18 protein-coding genes are annotated in these 17,706 nt (G+C 71.0%); 10 read left to right on the top strand and 8 right to left on the bottom strand.

Annotated elements, in window-relative coordinates; all coding sequences use genetic code 11:
- Nucleotides 1-9 precede the first annotated feature (9 nt).
- The gene (locus FF096_RS17460) at nt 10-2,607 is read right to left on the bottom strand and encodes an alpha-amylase family glycosyl hydrolase (RefSeq protein WP_155219610.1); all 2,598 of its coding nucleotides are present in this window, start codon (nt 2,605-2,607) and stop codon (nt 10-12) included.
- A gap of 12 nt (nt 2,608-2,619) precedes the next feature.
- Entirely contained in the window at nt 2,620-3,045 is a 426-nt protein-coding gene (locus FF096_RS17455) for a hypothetical protein (RefSeq protein ID WP_155219606.1), read from the bottom strand.
- Between the two features lie 221 nt (nt 3,046-3,266).
- Here FF096_RS17455 and FF096_RS17450 point away from each other — a divergent pair, with 221 nt between their 5' ends.
- Both FF096_RS17450 and FF096_RS17445 read left to right on the top strand, forming a co-directional pair.
- Nucleotides 3,267-4,382, top strand: a complete 1,116-nt coding sequence (locus FF096_RS17450; RefSeq protein WP_155219603.1) for a sialidase family protein — start codon at nt 3,267-3,269, stop codon at nt 4,380-4,382.
- Nucleotides 4,379-4,681, top strand: coding sequence for a MoaD/ThiS family protein (locus tag FF096_RS17445; RefSeq protein ID WP_309223488.1), 303 nt, complete (start codon nt 4,379-4,381; stop codon nt 4,679-4,681). Before FF096_RS17450 ends, FF096_RS17445 begins: the two co-directional genes overlap by 4 nt.
- A 61-nt stretch (nt 4,682-4,742) precedes the next feature.
- On the opposite strand, the gene FF096_RS17440 is transcribed toward FF096_RS17445, so the two are convergent.
- From FF096_RS17440 to FF096_RS17425, 4 genes are read right to left on the bottom strand one after another with little or no spacing between them, the layout of a single operon-like run.
- Nucleotides 4,743-5,369, bottom strand: coding sequence for a response regulator transcription factor (locus FF096_RS17440; protein WP_309223487.1), 627 nt, complete (start codon nt 5,367-5,369; stop codon nt 4,743-4,745).
- The gene (locus FF096_RS17435) at nt 5,366-6,679 is read right to left on the bottom strand and encodes a histidine kinase (protein ID WP_309223486.1); all 1,314 of its coding nucleotides are present in this window, start codon (nt 6,677-6,679) and stop codon (nt 5,366-5,368) included. The genes FF096_RS17440 and FF096_RS17435 overlap by 4 nt, the downstream gene beginning before the upstream one ends.
- A gap of 5 nt (nt 6,680-6,684) precedes the next feature.
- A complete protein-coding gene (locus FF096_RS17430; RefSeq protein ID WP_155219600.1) occupies nt 6,685-7,143 on the bottom strand; it encodes an ABA4-like family protein in 459 nt (152 codons plus the stop codon).
- Nucleotides 7,140-8,186 carry a hypothetical protein gene (locus tag FF096_RS17425; protein ID WP_309223485.1) on the bottom strand — a complete coding sequence of 349 codons (1,047 nt, stop codon included), beginning with the start codon at nt 8,184-8,186 and terminating at the stop codon, nt 7,140-7,142. The genes FF096_RS17430 and FF096_RS17425 overlap by 4 nt, the downstream gene beginning before the upstream one ends.
- A 183-nt stretch (nt 8,187-8,369) precedes the next feature.
- Between FF096_RS17425 and FF096_RS17420 the strand changes: the two genes are divergently transcribed.
- Entirely contained in the window at nt 8,370-9,098 is a 729-nt protein-coding gene (locus FF096_RS17420; RefSeq protein WP_155219597.1) for a CBS domain-containing protein, read from the top strand.
- Complete coding sequence (locus tag FF096_RS17415; RefSeq protein WP_309223484.1) at nt 9,091-10,107, top strand: CehA/McbA family metallohydrolase; 1,017 nt, start codon at nt 9,091-9,093, stop codon at nt 10,105-10,107. The genes FF096_RS17420 and FF096_RS17415 overlap by 8 nt, the downstream gene beginning before the upstream one ends.
- A 70-nt stretch (nt 10,108-10,177) precedes the next feature.
- On the opposite strand, the gene FF096_RS17410 is transcribed toward FF096_RS17415, so the two are convergent.
- Together FF096_RS17410 and FF096_RS17405 are read right to left on the bottom strand one after the other, a co-directional pair.
- Nucleotides 10,178-10,795: a hypothetical protein gene (locus FF096_RS17410; protein ID WP_155219594.1), complete on the bottom strand. Its 618-nt coding sequence runs from the start codon at nt 10,793-10,795 to the stop codon at nt 10,178-10,180.
- Nucleotides 10,796-10,913: 118 nt separating this feature from the next.
- Nucleotides 10,914-11,675 carry a FadR/GntR family transcriptional regulator gene (locus tag FF096_RS17405; RefSeq protein ID WP_309223483.1) on the bottom strand — a complete coding sequence of 254 codons (762 nt, stop codon included), beginning with the start codon at nt 11,673-11,675 and terminating at the stop codon, nt 10,914-10,916.
- Between the two features lie 188 nt (nt 11,676-11,863).
- Between FF096_RS17405 and FF096_RS17400 the strand changes: the two genes are divergently transcribed.
- The 6 genes from FF096_RS17400 to FF096_RS17375 all read left to right on the top strand — a co-directional run bounded on the left by FF096_RS17400 (nt 11,864) and on the right by FF096_RS17375 (nt 17,693).
- Entirely contained in the window at nt 11,864-13,102 is a 1,239-nt protein-coding gene (locus FF096_RS17400) for a sugar ABC transporter substrate-binding protein (RefSeq protein ID WP_309223482.1), read from the top strand.
- A 68-nt stretch (nt 13,103-13,170) separates the two neighbouring features.
- Nucleotides 13,171-14,118: a carbohydrate ABC transporter permease gene (locus FF096_RS17395; protein WP_230462702.1), complete on the top strand. Its 948-nt coding sequence runs from the start codon at nt 13,171-13,173 to the stop codon at nt 14,116-14,118.
- On the top strand, nt 14,115-14,930 hold the full coding sequence (locus tag FF096_RS17390) for a carbohydrate ABC transporter permease (RefSeq protein WP_155219588.1): 816 nt from the start codon (nt 14,115-14,117) through the stop codon (nt 14,928-14,930). The genes FF096_RS17395 and FF096_RS17390 overlap by 4 nt, the downstream gene beginning before the upstream one ends.
- A 6-nt stretch (nt 14,931-14,936) precedes the next feature.
- A complete protein-coding gene (gene dgoD / locus FF096_RS17385; protein WP_155219585.1) occupies nt 14,937-16,085 on the top strand; it encodes a galactonate dehydratase in 1,149 nt (382 codons plus the stop codon).
- Nucleotide 16,086: 1 nt separating this feature from the next.
- Nucleotides 16,087-16,725 carry a bifunctional 4-hydroxy-2-oxoglutarate aldolase/2-dehydro-3-deoxy-phosphogluconate aldolase gene (locus FF096_RS17380; protein ID WP_155219582.1) on the top strand — a complete coding sequence of 213 codons (639 nt, stop codon included), beginning with the start codon at nt 16,087-16,089 and terminating at the stop codon, nt 16,723-16,725.
- Nucleotides 16,722-17,693: a sugar kinase gene (locus FF096_RS17375; RefSeq protein ID WP_155219578.1), complete on the top strand. Its 972-nt coding sequence runs from the start codon at nt 16,722-16,724 to the stop codon at nt 17,691-17,693. The genes FF096_RS17380 and FF096_RS17375 overlap by 4 nt, the downstream gene beginning before the upstream one ends.
- Nucleotides 17,694-17,706 lie beyond the last annotated feature (13 nt).

Below are 17,706 nucleotides of genomic sequence, written 5' to 3'. Positions count from 1 at the left end.
CGTCGGCGCTCACCCCGCCATCGAGAGCCAGAAGACACCGTGACCGGCGATGCCGAGGTCGTACTCGCCCGACTCCGGCACGACCGGGAACTCGGCACCGCCCATCACCTCGCGTGGCCGCCGACCGACGTGTGACGTCAGGGCCAGGGCCGTGGTCTGCGGGTAGCGGGAGAAGTTGAACAGGCAGAGCACCTCGTCGCCGGGTTCACCGCGCAGGAACGCCAGGACCGCCGGGTTGGTGGAGCGGACGATCCGGCAGCCTGGGCGGGAGAACGCCGACCAGGCGTGCCGGGTCTCGATCAGCCTCTCGACCACGTGCAGCAGCGACGAACGCGAGCGGAGCTGGTTCTCCACGTTCACCGCCATGTAGCCGTAGATCGACTCGTGGATCGGAGGCGCGGGCAGGTTCTCCGGCTGGGCCGCCGAGAAGCCACCGTTGCGGTCCGGAGCCCACTGCATCGGGGTGTTGAACGCCAGGTGGCCCGGCAACGCCAGGTTCTCGCCCATGCCGATCTCGTCGCCGTAGTACAGCACCGGAACGCCGGGCATCGACAACAGCAGCGCGAAGGCGAGTTCCAGCTGCCCCCGGTCGTCGTTGAGCAGGGTGGCCGTGCGGCGTCGGATGCCGGTCGCGCCGCGCATCCGAGCCAGCGGGGCGTACGCGTGCAGCAGGTCGTCGCGTTCCCGCTCGTGCAGCAGACCCAGCGGCATCTCGTCGCCGTTGCGGAGGAACACCGCCCAGTGCCGGTCGTCCGGCTGGTCGCCCATCTGCGCCAACACCCGGGACACCGGGCGGTGTGCCTCCCGCCGCATCGCCAGCAGCAGGCTCGGCATCAGCGAGGCGTACATCACCAGGTGGCACTCGGGGTGCTCGTCGGTGCCGAAGTAGGAGGCGGCGCGTTCCGGCCAGTCCTCGCTCCAGGCGATCAGGATCCGGTCCGGGTACGCCGTGTCCAGCCAGGCCCGCAGCTCGCGCAGGTAGCTGTGGGTCTCGTCGAGGCCCTTGCTGGAGGTGCCGGTGCGCTCGAAGAGGTACGGGACGGTGAGCAGCCGCAGCCCGTCGACGCCCTGGCGCAGCCAGAAGTCCATCACGTCGCGCATCGCCGCGCGTACGTCGGGCGAGTCGTAGTTCAGGTCCGGCTCGGATCGGCCGTAGCGGTGCCAGTAGTACTGGCGGCGTCGGCTGTCGTAGGTCCATCCCGCGCCGTGGCTGCCGAACGGGTCGTCGGCCTCGGCGTAGTCGTCGCCGGTGTCGCTCCAGACGTAGAAGTCCCCGTACGGCCCCGCCGGGTCGCTGCGGGACGCCTGGAACCACGGATGCTGGTCGCTGGTGTGGTTGAGGACCAGGTCGAGCACCACCCGCAACCCCTGCCGGTGGGCGAGGCTGAGCAGCTCCAGCAGGTGCGACGGTGCGCCCAGTCCCTCGTCGATGGCCTCGAAGTCGGCCGCCGCCCGACCGTCCCCCGGGGTCGCCGCTGCCATGATCGGGTTGAGCAGCAGGCAGTCGACGCCGAGCCGGCGCAGGTAGTCCAGCTTCTCGGTGAGGCCCCGCAGGTCACCGTGGCCGTCGCCGTCGGAGTCGTAGAAGAACCGGACGTTCACCTCGTAGAAGGTGCTCCCGGCGGCCCAGCCCGGTTCGCCCGGCGGCTCCGGCGGACCAAGATCCTCCGCCATCCCGTCCCGGGTGTGTCGCAGCCGTCCCGACAGCGCCTGGCGGGCTCGCTCGGCCACCCGTTCCGCCGGATCCCGTTCCAGGGTCTCCAGCGTCTCGACGGCGGCGACCAGCTGTTCCCGGCTGCGCTGGTGGCCGTACGCCCAGTTGCTCAACTCGTCCACGGCCAGCACCCGGGCCGTCACCAGCCGGCTGTGGGTGAGCGCCAGCAGGTCCGCCGGGATCAGCTCGGGCCGACGCGGCGCGTTGCTGAGGATGAGGTCCCCGACCCCGGCGGCACGCATTTGGGGCGTCTGGCGGCGTTCCCGGTCGACCATGCGTACGGCCGCGTACTCGAACGCCTCCCGCACGCTGATGATCCCGTTGCCGTCCCGGTCGGCGCCTCCGGTGCGCAACCCTTCCAGGAAGGGGCCGGAGAAGGCCGACGGCAGTGCGTGCTGCTTGTGGCCGTCGCCCTCGTGGGCCAACTCGGTGGCCCCAGCGGAGACCACCACGATGCGACTGCGGTCGCCGCGTTGCTTCAGGTCGCCGAAGGCCCCCGCGTGGCAGCAGTCCAGGATCAGCACCAGTTCGCCGGCCCGGCATTCGTCGATCCAGTGCCGGAACTCGTCGGTCGGTATCGAGGTCGGCGGCAACCGCTCGGGGTCGGTGTCGGTCGCGGTCAGGTAGAGCCGGTTGCCCTGATGCAACCGGCCGTGGCCGGAGTAGTAGACGAGCAGGAAATCGTGCGGGTCGGCGCTGGTCAGGAAGTCGTAGAGGGCGATCTGGAGGCGGTGCGAGTCGGCGTCCAGCAGGTCGCGTACGTCGTCGAAGGCACCGAGGGTCGGATCCCGCAACAGCCGCGACCAGTCCTTCAGGTCGCTGGCGGGAGAGTCGAGGGTGGGCAGCGCCTCGTTGACGTAACTGCCCACCCCGATCAGCAGCGCCCGCTTCACCGGAGCACCTGATCAGTCACCGTCGACCTTCTCGGGCATCGACGCCGTACCCTGCCGGGGCACCGACACCGTCTTGAGCATCTCGGTCAGGGTCTTCTCCGACACGTCCCGTACGTCGATCTCGGTGCCGTCGGGGAGGGTCATCCGCAGCCGCTTGCCCTTGTTGCGCTCCTGGTAACGCTTGATGACCTCGGCCAGGTGTCGGATGTCCGCCGCCGCCCGCTTGGCCGTCGGTACGGTGAACACGGCGAGCGCCAGCACGCCGAAGAGGTAACTCACGGTGTCCCGGGTACCCGGCGCGGTCGCAACGGTCTGCTCGCTCGCCTCGACACCGGGCAGCTGGTTCAGGTGTTCCTTGAGATGGCGCGCGTGCTCGGCCAGTTCCTCGTCGCTGACCGTCTCGTCCGACACGACCCGCAAGATCAATCCATCGGTCATGATCCCATCGTGGTCGGCGCGACTACCCGGGGCAAGGGCCGCCACGACGGAATGCGAGTGCACGTCGAGCGTGTCGGGCATCCGACTGCGGACCGGTCGGACCGACCCGCGCCGGGTGTTGTCCGGATCGCCGATGTCCTTTTCGTCGTACCCGGCAGGTAGACCGACCATGGGCCGGTGTCGCGACGACCGCCGCCGGCCGACGACGAGAGGAACCTCAGATGAGTGGTGTACGCGTACTGGTGGGGACGCGCAAGGGTGCGTTCGTCCTGACCTCGGACGGTAGACGCGACAGTTGGACAGTCGACGGCCCGCACTTCGGCGGCTGGGAGATCTACCACCTCACCGGGTCGCCCGCCGACCCGGACCGGCTCTACGCCTCCCAGTCCGGTGGGTGGTTCGGGCAGCTGATCCAGCGTTCGGACGACGGCGGCCGGAGCTGGACCACCGTCGACAACGACTTCGCCTACGCCGGTGAGGTCGGCGACCACCTCTGGTACGACGGAACCGCCCGCCCGTGGGAGTTCACCCGCATCTGGCACCTCGAACCGTCGCGCGACGACCCGGACACCGTCTACGCGGGCGCGCAGGACGCGGCGCTCTACGTCTCCACCGACGGCGGCGGCAAGTGGACGGAGCTGACCGGCCTGCGTAACCATCCGAGCGGGTCGTCCTGGCAGCCCGGCGCGGGCGGCCTGTGCCTGCACACGATCATCCTGGATCCGGTCCACCCGGGACGGATCTACACCGCCATCTCGGCGGCCGGCGCGTTCCGCAGCGACGACGGCGGCACCAGCTGGACGCCGATCAACAAGGGGTTGCGGTCGGGGGAGATCCCCGACCAGGACTCCGAGGTCGGCCACTGCGTGCACCACATCACCCAGCACCCGTCGCGGCCCGACACGCTGTACATGCAGAAGCACTGGGACGTGATGCGCAGCGACGACGCCGGAGCGAACTGGCGCGAGATCAGCGGCAACCTGCCGTCGGACTTCGGCTTCCCGATCGCGGTGCACGCCCACGAGCCGGAGACCGTCTACGTCGTGCCGATCAAGAGCGACTCCGAGCACTACCCGCCGGAGGGCCGGCTGCGCGTCTACCGCAGCCGCACCGGCGGCGACGAGTGGGAGCCGCTGACCGTCGGGCTGCCGCAGGCCGACTGCTACGTCAACGTGCTGCGCGACGCCATGGCCGTCGACACGTTCGACCCCTGCGGCATCTACTTCGGCACCACCGGCGGCCAGGTGTACCGCTCCGCCGACGGCGGCGACAGCTGGGCGCCGATCGTCCGGGACCTGCCGCCCGTGCTGTCCGTGGAAGTCCAGGTGCTGCCGTGATCCGGGTCGTGCTCCCGGCCCACCTGAAGACCCTCGCCGGGGTGACCGGTGAGGTGCGTGTCGAGGTGGCCGGCCCCGGGCCGGCCACCCAGCGCCGGGTGCTCGACGCCGTCGAGGCGCGGTATCCGATGCTGCTCGGCACGATCCGCGACCGGCACAGCGGGAAACGTCGTGCCTTCGTCCGCTTCTACGCCTGCGAGGAGGATCTGTCGAACTGCTCACCCGACACGCCCCTGCCGGAACGCGTGGTCTCCGGTGAGGAGCCACTCATCGTGCTCGGCGCGATGGCCGGGGGCTGAGCGGCAGCACCACTGCCGCGCGGCTCCCCACCGGTGACGCCGGTCGGGTCGCCCGGTGCGTTCAGAGCCCCCGGGCGAACAGCGCCAGGCGTACCCGGTTGGGGCTGCCCGTCTTGGTCATCAGACTGGTGACGTGGGACTTGACGGTGGTGAGGCCGATGTGGAGCCGCTCGGCGATCTCCCCGTTGGACAGCCCGTCGGCGACCAGGTCGAGCACCTGTTGCTCCCGGGTGGTCAACCCGGCGACCGACGGCGGCGTCCCGGTGCGGGCGTGCACCGCCCGCTGCACCAGCCGACGCAGCACCTCCTGGCTGAACGGGCTGTCGCCGGTCGCGGCCCGGCGCACACCGTCGAGTAGGTCGGTCGGCGGCGCGTCCTTGAGCAGGAAGCCGCAGGCACCGGCCGCCAACGCCGGGTAGAGGTGGTCGTCGTCGCCGAAGGTGGTGAGCACCAGGATCCGGGCACCGGGACGCTCGGCGAGAATCCGGCTGGTCGCGGAGATCCCGTCGACGCCCGGCATCCGCAGGTCCATCACCACGACGTCCGGCACCAGCCGAGCGGCGAGGGTGATCGCGTCCCGACCGTTGTCGGCCTCGCCGACGACCTCGATGTCGGGCTGGGCGTCGCAGAGCATGCGTAGGCCCGCCCGGATGAGATGCTGGTCGTCGACCAGCAGGACCCGGATCACGTGCGCTCCTTCGCGTCGGGGCCGGTGCGGCTGCCGTCGGTGTCGTTCGGTGACGTGGCGTCCGGCGGCCCGACATCTCGGCTCGCCGCCGACCGTGCGGCCGGAACGCCGTCCCGGGACGGCGTCGAGGCGGCCGACCGGGCCACCGGGTGGCCGCCGGGCAGCACGGTGGCCACCCGCCACCCGGTGCCGGTCGGGCCCGCCGTCAACTCGCCGCCGAGGACCTCGACCCGTTCGCGCATGCCGGTGATGCCGTGACCGCCGCCGACCGGCACCGCGTCGGGCACCCAGCCGGATCCGTCGTCGGTCACCTCCCAGTGCACGTCGTCGTCCACCACGCTGACCGACAGCCGCGCCACGGCGGCGGCACCGGCGTGCTTGGCCACGTTCGTCAGCGCCTCCTGGCTCAGGCGCAGCACCGCGAGGCCGCGTACCGCGTCGAGGGCGCCGACCGCCGGGTCGATGTCGGCGACTACGTTGACCCCGGCCTGACGGGCCCGGTCCACCGCGGCGCCGAGCGCGGCCGGCACCGCCGACGGGTCGATCGCGGTCAACGCGGCGTCACCGCGTACCCCGTCGGGGTCGCGCAGCACCGCGACCAGTCGGCGCAGGTCGGCGAGGGCCGCGGTGCCGGTGCCGTGCACATCGTCGAAGACCGCGCCCACCCGTGGGTCGAGGTCGGTCAGCACGTGCCGGGCCACCCCGACCCGCAGCACCATCGACGCGACGTGGTGGGCGACCACGTCGTGTAGTTCCCGAGCGATGGCGCTGCGCTCGTCGGCCCGCGCGGCGCGGCTCTCCGACTCGCGCCGCCGCTGCTCCTCCTCGGCCCGCCGCCGCGACTGCTGGCCGAGTTCCCGGGTGGTGCGGATGACCAGCCCGAGCAGCAGTGGTACGCCGACCTCCGGCAGCAGCCCGAACACACCGGAGAGCAGGCGCGGCAACGGATCGCCGATCGAATCGGTCAGGTCGACGGCGGCCAACAGCCCCGCCGTCAGCCAGATGGTCCGGTTCCGGCGGGCGGCCAGGGTCAGTTCGAGCAGGGCCCAACTGGCGCCCACCTGGTTGATCATGAAGTCGTCGATCAGCCAGATCGCGACCGCCAGCAGCGCAATCTGCGCCAGCAGGTTGACCAGCGGTCGGTGGTGCAGCGCCAACCCGACCACGAAGGCGAACGCGGCGAGGATCCACTGGGTGGTCGTCGGCGCCGCATCGACGCCGAAGAACAGGTAGCCCAGGCCGGTGAGGACGAGCAGCGCCATCCGCGTGAAGCTGTCGCGTGCGTCGAACAGCCGTCCCATCCAGCCCACGCCCCTCAGCCTAGGTGGTGCGGGTCGCTGTCGGCAGCGGCCGACGGGTGGGCCGCCCACCTGGTGCGTACGACCAGGTAGGCGACCAACCCGAGTGGGCCCAGCAGGATCGTCAGGACCAGCACCGGTGCCATCACCAGTGGCGGAACAGTCCGCCTGCGCCCGTCGAGCCACGCCCACCGGCCGACGAACAGGTCGAAGGCGATCATGTGTGCCCAACCGGCCGCCGCCCCGTCGGCGCTGCCCAGCAACTCCCGTACGCCGTCCAGGGTGGGGGAGGCCACGGCCGGAAGGACCTCCCCGAGCGCGGGTAGCACCAGGATCGCGTAGATCACCGCGGCCGGTGCCACGATCAGCGGTGATCGGACGACCCGATGGGTGACCGTCCAGTTCGGCGCCAGGATCATCAGGATCCAGAACGGTGCCGCCACCGCGAAGGTCAGCGGGAACAGCACGGCGCTCATGCGTCCACCGCCATCCGCTCGGCACCGTCGCCCCGACCACGGTGCGGCCCCGCCGCCTGTGCACCCGGCTCCGACGAACCCGGCTCTGGCGGTCGCCGGTCACTCCGCTCCGCCCGGGGGTCGACTCCGGTCGCCGGAGCCCGGCGTCGCGCCAGCACCAAGGCAGCGGCGGCGACGACCGTGACCACCAGCGCCGTGGCGACGGCCAGGGTGAGCGCGTCGGGACGCAGCAGCGGCTGACCGCGCAGGGCCTGCCAGGTCACCAGGATGGTCGACGCGCCATAGCCGAGCCCCACCACGAGCATCAACCGGGCTCGGGTGCGCTCGTCCAGCCGCCCGCCGGTGACGGTGTTCAGCAGCATCGCCAGGATCGGCATCACCTGCATCCCGTGCAGCCCCACGAAGTGCCCGATCCGCAGATCGCCGCCGGTGGTGCTCCAACCGATCAGCGGCAGCCCCGGCCCACCGTCGGGTACGCCGACGCTGTGCGCCCCGGCGATGCCCTCGATCATGGGAGCCTGCGCCGGCATCGTCATCGGCACCGCCACCAGCATGCCGAGCGCCGCCAGCCCGAGCCCCAGACCGATCGCGTACCGACCGGCCCGGTCGGCGATCGGGTGCCGCAGCACCGCGACGCCGACGACGACGTGCGCGACGAACAGCACCATGATCGCCACACCCATCAGTTGCCACAGCGCGGCGTTGAACGCGCTGGTCTCGTTGTAGTGGCTGGTGGTGCCACGGAGCACCTGCCCGACGATGATGATCATCTCCACCACACCCATGGCGACCACCACGGTGACCGCCCACTCCGCGACCCGGCTGCGGCGCGGCAGCAGGGCGAGCAGCCAGGCCAGGGTGCCGCCGTAGAGCACGAAGGACACCGAGAACTTGAACGGCTTGAGCCAGATCGGCGCGCCGGTCAGGACCCGCTCGTCGGCGACGATGCCGACCGCGCAGACGACGGCGAGCACCGCCATCGCCGATACGAAGACCATCAGAGGGCGGTGCCGGTACGACCGCCGCGACAGGTTGTCAGTCATACCTGTAGATGCTGGTCGGTGCGTCGGTGGACATCGCCCGACTGCGGGCCCGGATCGCGACCGATGGTCGGGTTCCCTCTCCTACCTGGGTAGGAGAGGGAAGACGGTCCCGCGCGGGTAGGGCCAACGCCTCTGGGTAACTGGTCGGTGGCGTGGCAGCCTGGCGATAGTAAGGAGGCGACGATGACCACCCCCAAGAAGAAGACACAGTGGACAGTCGACGAAGTGATGACCCGCGACGTCGTGTCGGTGCGGCCGGACACCTCGTACCGCGAGGTGGTGGACGCGTTGGTGGGCAGCGGCGTGAGCGCGGCGCCGGTGGTGGACGCCGACGGGCAGGTCCTCGGCGTGGTGTCCGAGGCCGACCTCTTGCACAAGATCGAAGCCGCCGGGGACGAGCGGCACCGCCGGCTCATCGGCGTACGCCGAGTGGCGGCGAAGGCGCAGGCCAGGGTCGCCGCCGACCTGATGACCGCGCCGGCGGTCGTGGTCGAACCGACGGCCTCGGTCGCCGCGGCGGCCCGACGGCTGGAATCCGCGCAGGTCAAGCGGATGCCGGTGGTGGACGCCGATCAGCGGCTCGTCGGCATCGTGTCCCGGCGGGACCTGCTGCGGATCCACACCCGCCCGGACTCCGAGATCGCCGCCGACGTCACCGACCACCTTCTGCGGAGGCTCTGGATCGACCCGAGGACCGTGACGGTCGCCGTGGCGGACGGTGTGGTGACGTTGTCCGGCACCGTCGAGAGCCGCAGCCTCGCCGGCATCGTGGCCGACCACACGGCCGCACTCGCCGGCGTCGTCGAGGTGGTCGACGAACTGACCTGGGAGCGGGACGACTCCGAGCTGGTCGCCTCACGGGGCTACGCGTTCGCCACCCCGGAGCGGCTGCTACGTTCCTCCGGTGGCTGAAGCGCGCACACCTGGCCTCGACCAGCCGAGCTTTCCGGCCCGCCGGGTGGCGGGCCGGGGCCCCGGCTGGTATCGGGGCGACGTCCACCTGCACACGGTGCTCTCCGCCGGTGGTGAACTCACCGCGCAGCAGCTCGTCACCGCCGCCCGCGAGATGGGGCTCGACTTCGTCGCCACCACCGAGCACAACACCTCGGCCGGGCACGGTGACTGGGCCCGCCACGCCGGTGACGACCTGCTGGTGATCCTCGGTCAGGAGGTCACCACCCGCACCGGGCACTGGCTGGCCCTCGGCCTCACACCCGGCCAGCAGGTCGAGTGGCGGTACGGGGTACGTGACGACACCATCGACCGGCACCTGGCACAGGTACGCCGGGTGGGTGGACTCTGCGTGGCCGCGCATCCCTACGCGCCGTACGAGTCGGGGACGCTCGGCTACCCGTACCACTGGTTCGACGCGGTGGAGGTGTGGAACGGACAGTGGCGTTCGGACCTGCCGTGGAACGCCGACAACGAGGCGGCGTTGGCCGAGTGGGGCCGCAACCTCAGCCACGACGTGCACCGGGGGCGGTGGTGGCCGGCGGTGGGCAACAGCGACGTGCATCTGGCCGGCCAACTCGGCAAGCCGCACACCGTGGTCTTCGCCGAGGAGCTGAGCGTCGACGCGGTCCTCGCCGGGCTGCGCGCCGGTCGTAGCTGGATCGCCGGCTCGCCCGCCGTGGAGCTGGAGTTCACCGCCGCGACCGGCGACCGGGTGGCCGGGATCGGTGAACGCCTGGCGTCCGACGGCGAGCCGATCGAGCTACGGGTGCGGGTGTCCGGGGTGCCGTCCGGCACGGTCAGTCTGCACACCGAACGCGGCACGGTCCTGCGGGAGCGGCTCACCACCGCCGGATCGGGCACGCTGAGCTGGCAGACCACCGCGCGGGACAGCGGTTTCGTCCGGGCCGAGGTGCGTCATCCGGACGGGCAGGCGGCGGCCCTGACCAACCCGGTCATCCTGGCCTGACCGGCGTCGCCCGGCCCGCCGGGCCGAGGCGCGACCGGGCGGCACGCGCCGGGTGCGCGGTGGTTCAGCCTCAGCGCGACGCGGCGTACGCCAGCGGCGCGCTGACGTCGTCCCAGGTGCCGGTCAACGTGGCGCCGGTCGGGGTGGCGGCGGCTCCGGGGCGGCGGATCACCCCCAGTTCGACGGCGTCGGTGACGATCAGCGTCGGGTCGCCGTCGACCACCCGGCGCACCGTCCCGACCGTGGGCACGTCGGCGGCGGAGGCGTCACTGGTGATGTCCATGCTCGGCGCGCGCACCTCCCGCCGGCCGTCGACCTCGAAGTACTCCTCGGCCTGCCCGGAGCCGGTGAGGATGGCGGCGGCCAGGGCGCCCGCGTACACCGGGTCACCCACCGCGTCGTAAACCCAGCGGCGGCCCAGCACCGAGTGCTCGGTGGTGCCCACCAGCCATTCGTCGGCACCGTCCAGCGGCGCCCCACGGTAGGTCAACGGCACCTGGTGCACCGGACCGTCACCGCCCCGGACCAGCAGCGTCTCGATGCCCACCTGCCCGGCCGGATCGTCGAACCGGTACGCGGCCACCCGCGTCACGTCGCCGCTGCCCGCGTACCAGTCACGGGTCGGCAGCCAGGTTGCCAGCAGCTCCAGCTTGGTGGGACGGATCTCCGCTCGGTGCAACAACGCCATGGGCCGCATCGTACGCACCCCGGAACCAACCGGCCGCGACGGTGACACCCGCCGACCGGCCGATGCTCGACCGGTCGGCCTCACCACCTGACCGGAGCCGCCGCCACGGTGGTCTGCGTCAGGCGGGGTGGGGGGTGGGCGGATGCTCCCACATCGAGGACATCTCGTCGAAGGCGTGCTCCATGATCTGTTTCATGGCCTGGCGGGCGCTTTCGCCGTCGCGGCGTTGAATCGACTGGGCGACGTCGGCGTGTAGTTGGAGCGCCTGCTCGTGTGGGTGGTGGGGCATGAGGTGGTAGTGGTGGCGGCCGGTGAGTACCTCCGCCACCAGGTCCTGGAGCTTGACGAACATCTCGTTGCCCGAGGCGCGTAGCACCCGGCGGTGGAACTCGATGTCCAGGCTGAGGAAGCGCTCCTCGTCGCCGGCCTTGCCCGCGGCCCACATCTTGGCGGCCAGGCCGACCAGATCGCTCGCCTCGTCGTGGTCGACCCGGTGCGCGGCGAGCCAGGCGGCGTGTGGTTCCACCGCGGTACGCAGCTCGGTGATCGAGCGTAGCTGGGCGATGCGCCCGGCCGAGGCGAGCCGCCAGCGGATCACCTGTGGGTCGAAGACGTTCCAGTCGCCGGCCGGGCGGATCATGACGCCGACCCGTCGGCGGGTCTCGATGAAGCCCATCGACGCCAGTACCCGCAGCACCTCGCGGACCACCGAGCGGGACACCGCGTAACGGTCCACCAGGTCGTCGATGTTGAGTACCGCTCCGGGCGCGATGTCCCCGCCGCAGATGGCGGTGCCGAGGTGGTCGAGGACGCGTCCGTGCAGCCCGGCCTCGGTGGGGGCGGTCTGGGCGGGTACGGCCCCCGGAGAGGTCAAATCCACGGCTCGGATCGTATCAGTTAGGTCTACCCCTTGTTTAAGTCTGCTTTTTCGGCCTAGCATCCGGACGTTAAGCGGATGTAAAAGGCCGAGGTCGCGCTCGTCCCCCCGAGTCGGCGACCAGGACAGAAGGAGAGACGGGCGTGGGACGTCGATCAATATTTGGGACATCTCTGGCGATGGTGGCCGCGGTGACCCTGTCCGCCTGCGGCGGCGGTGGAGACAGCGGTGCCTCGGACACGGTGCGGGTGACGCTGGTCAACCACGTCTGGACCGAGAACATCCGGCAGGCGTTGCCGGAGTTCGAGAAGGCGACCGGGCTCAAGGTCGAGGTCACCCAGCTCGGTGAGGACCAGCTCTCGGACCAGTACAACGTCAAGCTCAACGCGGGCTCCCGCGACATCGACGTGATGATGTACCGGCCGTTGCAGGAAGGTCAGCTGTTCGCCAAGAACAAGTACCTCGCCGACCTGACCGACCGGGCCAAGGAGAGCGCCGACTTCGGCCTGGACGACTTCCAGGCGTCGCCGCTGGGCGCCACCACCTACGAGGACAAGGTGGTGGGTATTCCGATCATCACCGAGCAGCAGGTGCTCTACTACCGCAAGGACCTGCTGGAGAAGTCGGGCTTCTCCGCGCCGCCGCAGACGCTCGACGAGCTGAAGACCCAGGCAGCCAAGATCAAGGCGGACAACCCGGGCGTCGCGGGCTTCGTGTCGCGTACCGGCAAGGCCGCCGCCGTCACCCAGTTCTCCAGCTTCCTCTTCAGCTTCGGCGGCGACTTCGTCGACGACTCCGGCAAGGCCGCCGTCAACACCGACGCCGCCAAGCAGGCGTACGCCTACTACGGCGAGCTGCTGCGCGAGCACGGCCCGGCCAACATCAGCACCGACATGAGCTGGTCCGAGGCGATGGCGATCTTCACCCAGGGGCAGGCCGCCTTCTACACCGAGGCGAACTCGCTCTACAAGAACGCCACCGACCCGGCCAAGTCGAAGGTCTCCGAGAGCGTCGGTTTCGCGCCGTTCCCGGCCGGTCCGGCCGGTTCGAAGCCGTACAACATCCCCTCCTGGGCGCTGGCCGTCAACGAGGCCTCGGAGAACCAGAGCAACGCCTGGAAGTTCATCGAGTGGGCCGCCGGCAAGGAGCAGACGCTGGAGCAGCAGAAGGCCGGTGTGCCGGGTGCCCGCGCCTCCGTCTGGGAGAACCCGGAGGGCATCGCGACCTACCCGCAGGACATGGCCGACGCCATCACCGTGAGCCTCGCCAACGGCGTGGGCCACGACCGGCCGGTGGTCGAGCGGGTCGCCCAGGCCCGGGAGATCGTCGGGCAGCCGATCGTCGACGCCATCACCGGTAAGGACGCGGCCGCCTCGGCCGACGCGGCGAACGAGGGATTCCAGAAGTTCCTGGACGACGAGGCCCGCTGAGTCCGCGCGGGGGTGACCGGGCACCGGCCCTGTCACCCCCGCCCGGCCCTGTCCACCACGGAGATCCGATGCCAGCAGTCACCGCCCCTGAGAAGGCGCCCCGCGGCGCCTCCGTCATGCCCGACACGCCCGGCTGGGCACGCTGGGCCAATGACCATCGCAAGTGGCTCTTCGCGGCCCCGGCCATGGTCTTCGTCGCCGCGCTGATCATCTTTCCGCTCGCCTGGACGGCCTACCTCAGCCTCACCGACTCGGCGGGCTCCGTCCGCGCCGACTCGGAGTTCATCGGCTTCCGTAACTACGTCGAGGTGCTCACCGACACCGACCGGTTCTGGCCGGCGGTGGGGCGTACCGCGGCGTTCACCGGAGCCGCGTTGTTCTTCGAGGTCGTCCTGGGCATGGCGATCGCCCTGCTGCTGTGGCGGCCGTTCCGCGGCGAGAAGTGGGTCCGGGTCGCCATCCTGCTGCCGCTGGTCGCCACCCCGGTCGCGGTCGGCATGATGTGGCGGCTCATCTTCGACCCCAACATCGGTCTGGCCAACCAGGCGTTGAGCTGGGTCGGTATCGGCCCGCAGCCGTGGCTCGCCGGACAGCACACCGCGCTGCCCACCACCATCTTCATCGACATCTGGCAGTGGACGCCGATGGTCGTACTGATCCTGCTCGCCGGCCTGACCTCGCTCTCCGACGAGCCGCAGGAGGCCGCGATGATCGACGGGGCCAGCGCCTGGCAGCGTTTCCGGCACGTCACGCTGCCGCTGCTGATGCCCACCGTCATCGTGGCGGTCCTGCTGCGCGGCATCGACGCGCTGAAGACCTTCGACATCCTCTACGCGACCAAGGGTCGGGGCGGTGGCTCCTTCCACGAGGTGGAGACGCTCAACGTGTACGCCTACGGCCTGAGCTTCGACTACAACGAGTACGGCCTCTCCTCGACGGTGCTGATCCTGTTCTTCCTGATCATCATCGGTTCGATGTGGGCGCTGACCGCACGCCGGAAGGGGGCCGGACGATGAAGCAACGCGCCGCGTTCAAGGTGTTCCGCACCATCGCCCTGATCGTCGTGGTCATCTCGCTGGTGGCACCGCTGATCTGGATGGTCGCCGCCTCGTTCAAGACCAACGTCGACATCTACGACTCCGCCAAGGCGCTGGTCTTCACGCCGACTCTGGACAACTACGGCACGGTGCTGCGACAGGCCAACTACGTGCAGTTCATCGGGAACAGCCTCTGGGTGGCCTTCGCGGCGACGGCGCTGTCGCTGCTGCTCGGCGTCCCGGCGGCGTACTCGATGAGTCGGTTCAACATGCGCAAGTCGGCGCTGGTGGTGCTGATGGCCCGGGTCATTCCCGGTGTCTCGCTGCTGGTGCCCTGGTACTACGTCTTCTCGAACCTGCGCCTGGTCGGCGGCTTCAGCGTGCTGATCCTGAGCCACATGTTCGTGTCGCTGCCGCTGATCGTCTACATCATGATGGGCTTCTTCGACGGCCTGCCGGAGGAGTTGGAGGAGGCGGCGCTCGTCGACGGCCTCACCCACATCGGCGCCTTCCGCCGGGTCACGTTGCCGCTGTCCGTGCCGGGCATCGCCACCGCGGGCATCCTGTCCTTCATCTTCTCCTGGAACAACTTCATGTTCGCCCTGGTCCTCTCCGGCGCGGACACCAAGACCCTGCCCGTGGCGATCTTCGACTTCGTCGGCTACGCCAGCATCGACTGGGGCGGGCTGATGGCCGCCACCACCGTGGTCACCCTGCCGATCATGATCATCGCGTTGTTCGTGCAGAAGTACATCGTCTCCGGCCTCACCGCCGGTGCGACGAAGGGCTGACGGATCATGACGATCATCGACCGCGTCGAGACCTTCCTCGTCGCGCCCCGCTGGCTCTTCGTCCGGGTGGAGACCACCGACGGCATCGTCGGCTGGGGCGAGGCGACCTGCGAGGGCCGCTCCGAGACCGTACGCACCGCCGTCGAGCAGCTCAGCGAGTTGCTCGTCGGCCGGGACGCGCTGCGGATCGAGGACCACTGGCAGGTGCTGACCAAGTCCTCCTTCTACCGGGGCGGGCCGATCCTGGCCAGCGCGGTCTCCGGCCTGGACCAGGCGTTGTGGGACATCGCCGGCAAGCGGTACGGCGCGCCCGTGCACCAACTGCTCGGCGGGCCGGTACGCGACCGCATCCGGGTCTACGGTTGGGTCGGCGGCGACGAGCCCGACGAGGTTCGGGACCAGATCGCCGCCCGGGTGGAGGCCGGGCTGACCGCGGTGAAGATGAACGCCTCCGGGCGGATGAGCCCGCTCGCCTCCGTCGCCGAACTCGACGCGGTGGTACGCCGGGTCGCCGCGGCCCGGGAGGTGCTCGGTGACGACCGTGACGTGGCCGTGGACTTCCACGGCCGGTTCACCCTCGCCAACGCCCGACGCGTCGCGCCGCTGCTGGAGCCGTACCGGCCGCTGTTCCTGGAGGAGCCGGTGGTGCCGGAGAACTCCCACCTGATCGGCGAGTTCGTCCGGTCCACCACCACCCCGGTGTCCACCGGGGAGCGGCTCTACAACCGGCAGGAGTTCCTGCCGGTGCTCCAGGCCGGCATCGCGGTGGCCCAGCCGGACCTCGCGCACGCCGGTGGCATCACCGAGGTACGCAAGATCGCCGCACTGGCGGACGTCTATGATGTACAACTCGCCCCGCACTGCCCACTCGGACCGATCGCGTTGGCGGCCTGCCTTCAGGTCGGCTTCGCCACCCCGAACTATCTGATCCAGGAACAGAGCATCGGCATCCACTACAACCTCGGCGCCGAGGTACTCGACTACTGCGTCGACCAGCAGCCGCTGGCCTTCGACGACGGGTACGTGCAGCGCCTCACCGCCCCGGGGCTGGGCATCGAGATCGACGAGCAGGCGGTACGCGCGGCGGACAAGCGCGGGCACGCCTGGCGCAGCCCCACGTTCCGGCATCCCGACGGCTCGTACGCGGAGTGGTGACATGACAGTCGATCTCACCGCCGAACTCGCCGCGACCCGGCTGCTGGCCATCATCCGGGGCACCGACACCGCCGCCGCCATCGCGGCCGGCACCGCCCTGCTCGCCGAGGGTGTGTCGATCATCGAGGTGGCGCTGACCACGCCCGACGCGCCACGGGCCATCGAGGCGCTGCGGGCGGTCGCCGCGCCGGGCGGCCTGGTCGGCGCCGGCACCGTGCTCACCGCCGCCGACGTCGCCGACGTGGCCGCGGCCGGAGCCCAGTTCGTGGTCACCCCGGCCGTGGTCGAGTCCATCGGCGAGGCGGCCCGACGCGGCCTGCCGGTGGCCGCCGGTGCGCTCACCCCCACCGAGGCGTTCACCGCGATGCGACTCGGTGCCAGCGCGGTCAAGCTCTTCCCGGCGTCGGTCGGCGGGCCGGGGTATCTGCGGGCGGTGCGTGACCCGTTGCCGGACATCCCGTTCGTCGCCGTCGGTGGGGTGGGACCGGCCGAACTGCCCGGTTACCTGGCGGCCGGCGCGATCGCCGTCGGTGTCGGCGGCCCGCTGGTGGGCGACGCCGCGTCCGGTGGCGACCTGGACGCGCTGCGCGAGCGGGCCCGCGCCCACCTCGCGGCGGTCGCCGGAGCGGCGACGTCATGAACCCGTCCAGCGCAAAGACCGGGCCGGACCTGCTCACCGTGGGCGAGGCGCTGGTGTCGCTGCGCTCCGCCGGGCCGCTCGCCCAGGGCGGACCGTTGACCATGCACCTGGCCGGCGCGGAGTCGAACGTGGCCATCGGGCTGGCCCGGCTCGGCCACCGGTCCGCGTGGGTCGGCCGGGTCAGCGACGACGAACTGGGCGAGTTCGTGCTGCGCCAACTCCGCGCCGAGGGCGTCGACGTCGCCGGGGTACGCCGGGACGCGGACCGGCCCGCCGGGATGATGTTCCTGGAGCGGCGTACCGCCGACGTGTCCCGGGTCCGCTACCACCGGGCCGGATCGGCCGGCTCCGCCCTCGACGTCGAGGATCTGCGTGCCCCGCTCGCAGCCGGGCCACGGATGCTGCACCTGACCGGGATCACCCCCGCGTTGTCCGACAGTGCCCGCGCGGCCGCCGCCTGGGCGGTGCGTACCGCGGCCGAGGCCGGGATCGCGGTCTGTCTGGACGTGAACTACCGGGCCGGGCTGTGGTCCCGCGAGGCCGCCCGGGAGGCGCTGAACCCGCTGGCCGGGTACGCCTCGGTCGTGGTGGCCTCCGCCGACGAGCTGGACCTGGTCGCGTCGGCCGATGCCGACGAACCCGGCGCGGCGGTCGGCCTGCTGGCTCGTGGTGTGCGGACGGTGCTGGTGAAACTCGGTGCCGACGGTGTCCGGGCGTACACCACCGACGGTGTCGTCCATGTCGAGGCGGTGCCGGTGACCGCCGTGGACACCGTCGGGGCCGGTGACGCGTTCACCGCCGGTTACCTCTCCGGACACCTCGACGGGTTGGACCTCGTCGACCGGCTCCGTCGCGCGGTGACCCTCGGAGCCTTCGCGGTCGCCGGTGACGGCGACTGGGAGGGACTGCCCCGCCGCGACGAGTTGACCCTCCTCACCGGCAGCGCCGCCGGGACCACCCTCCGCTGAGTACGTTCCCGCA

The organism is Micromonospora sp. CP22, assembly GCF_009712475.1.
GTDB lineage: Bacteria > Actinomycetota > Actinomycetes > Mycobacteriales > Micromonosporaceae > Micromonospora.
The sequence above is the reverse complement of the archived record's forward strand: the minus strand, read 5'-3'. Positions and strand labels throughout refer to the sequence as shown.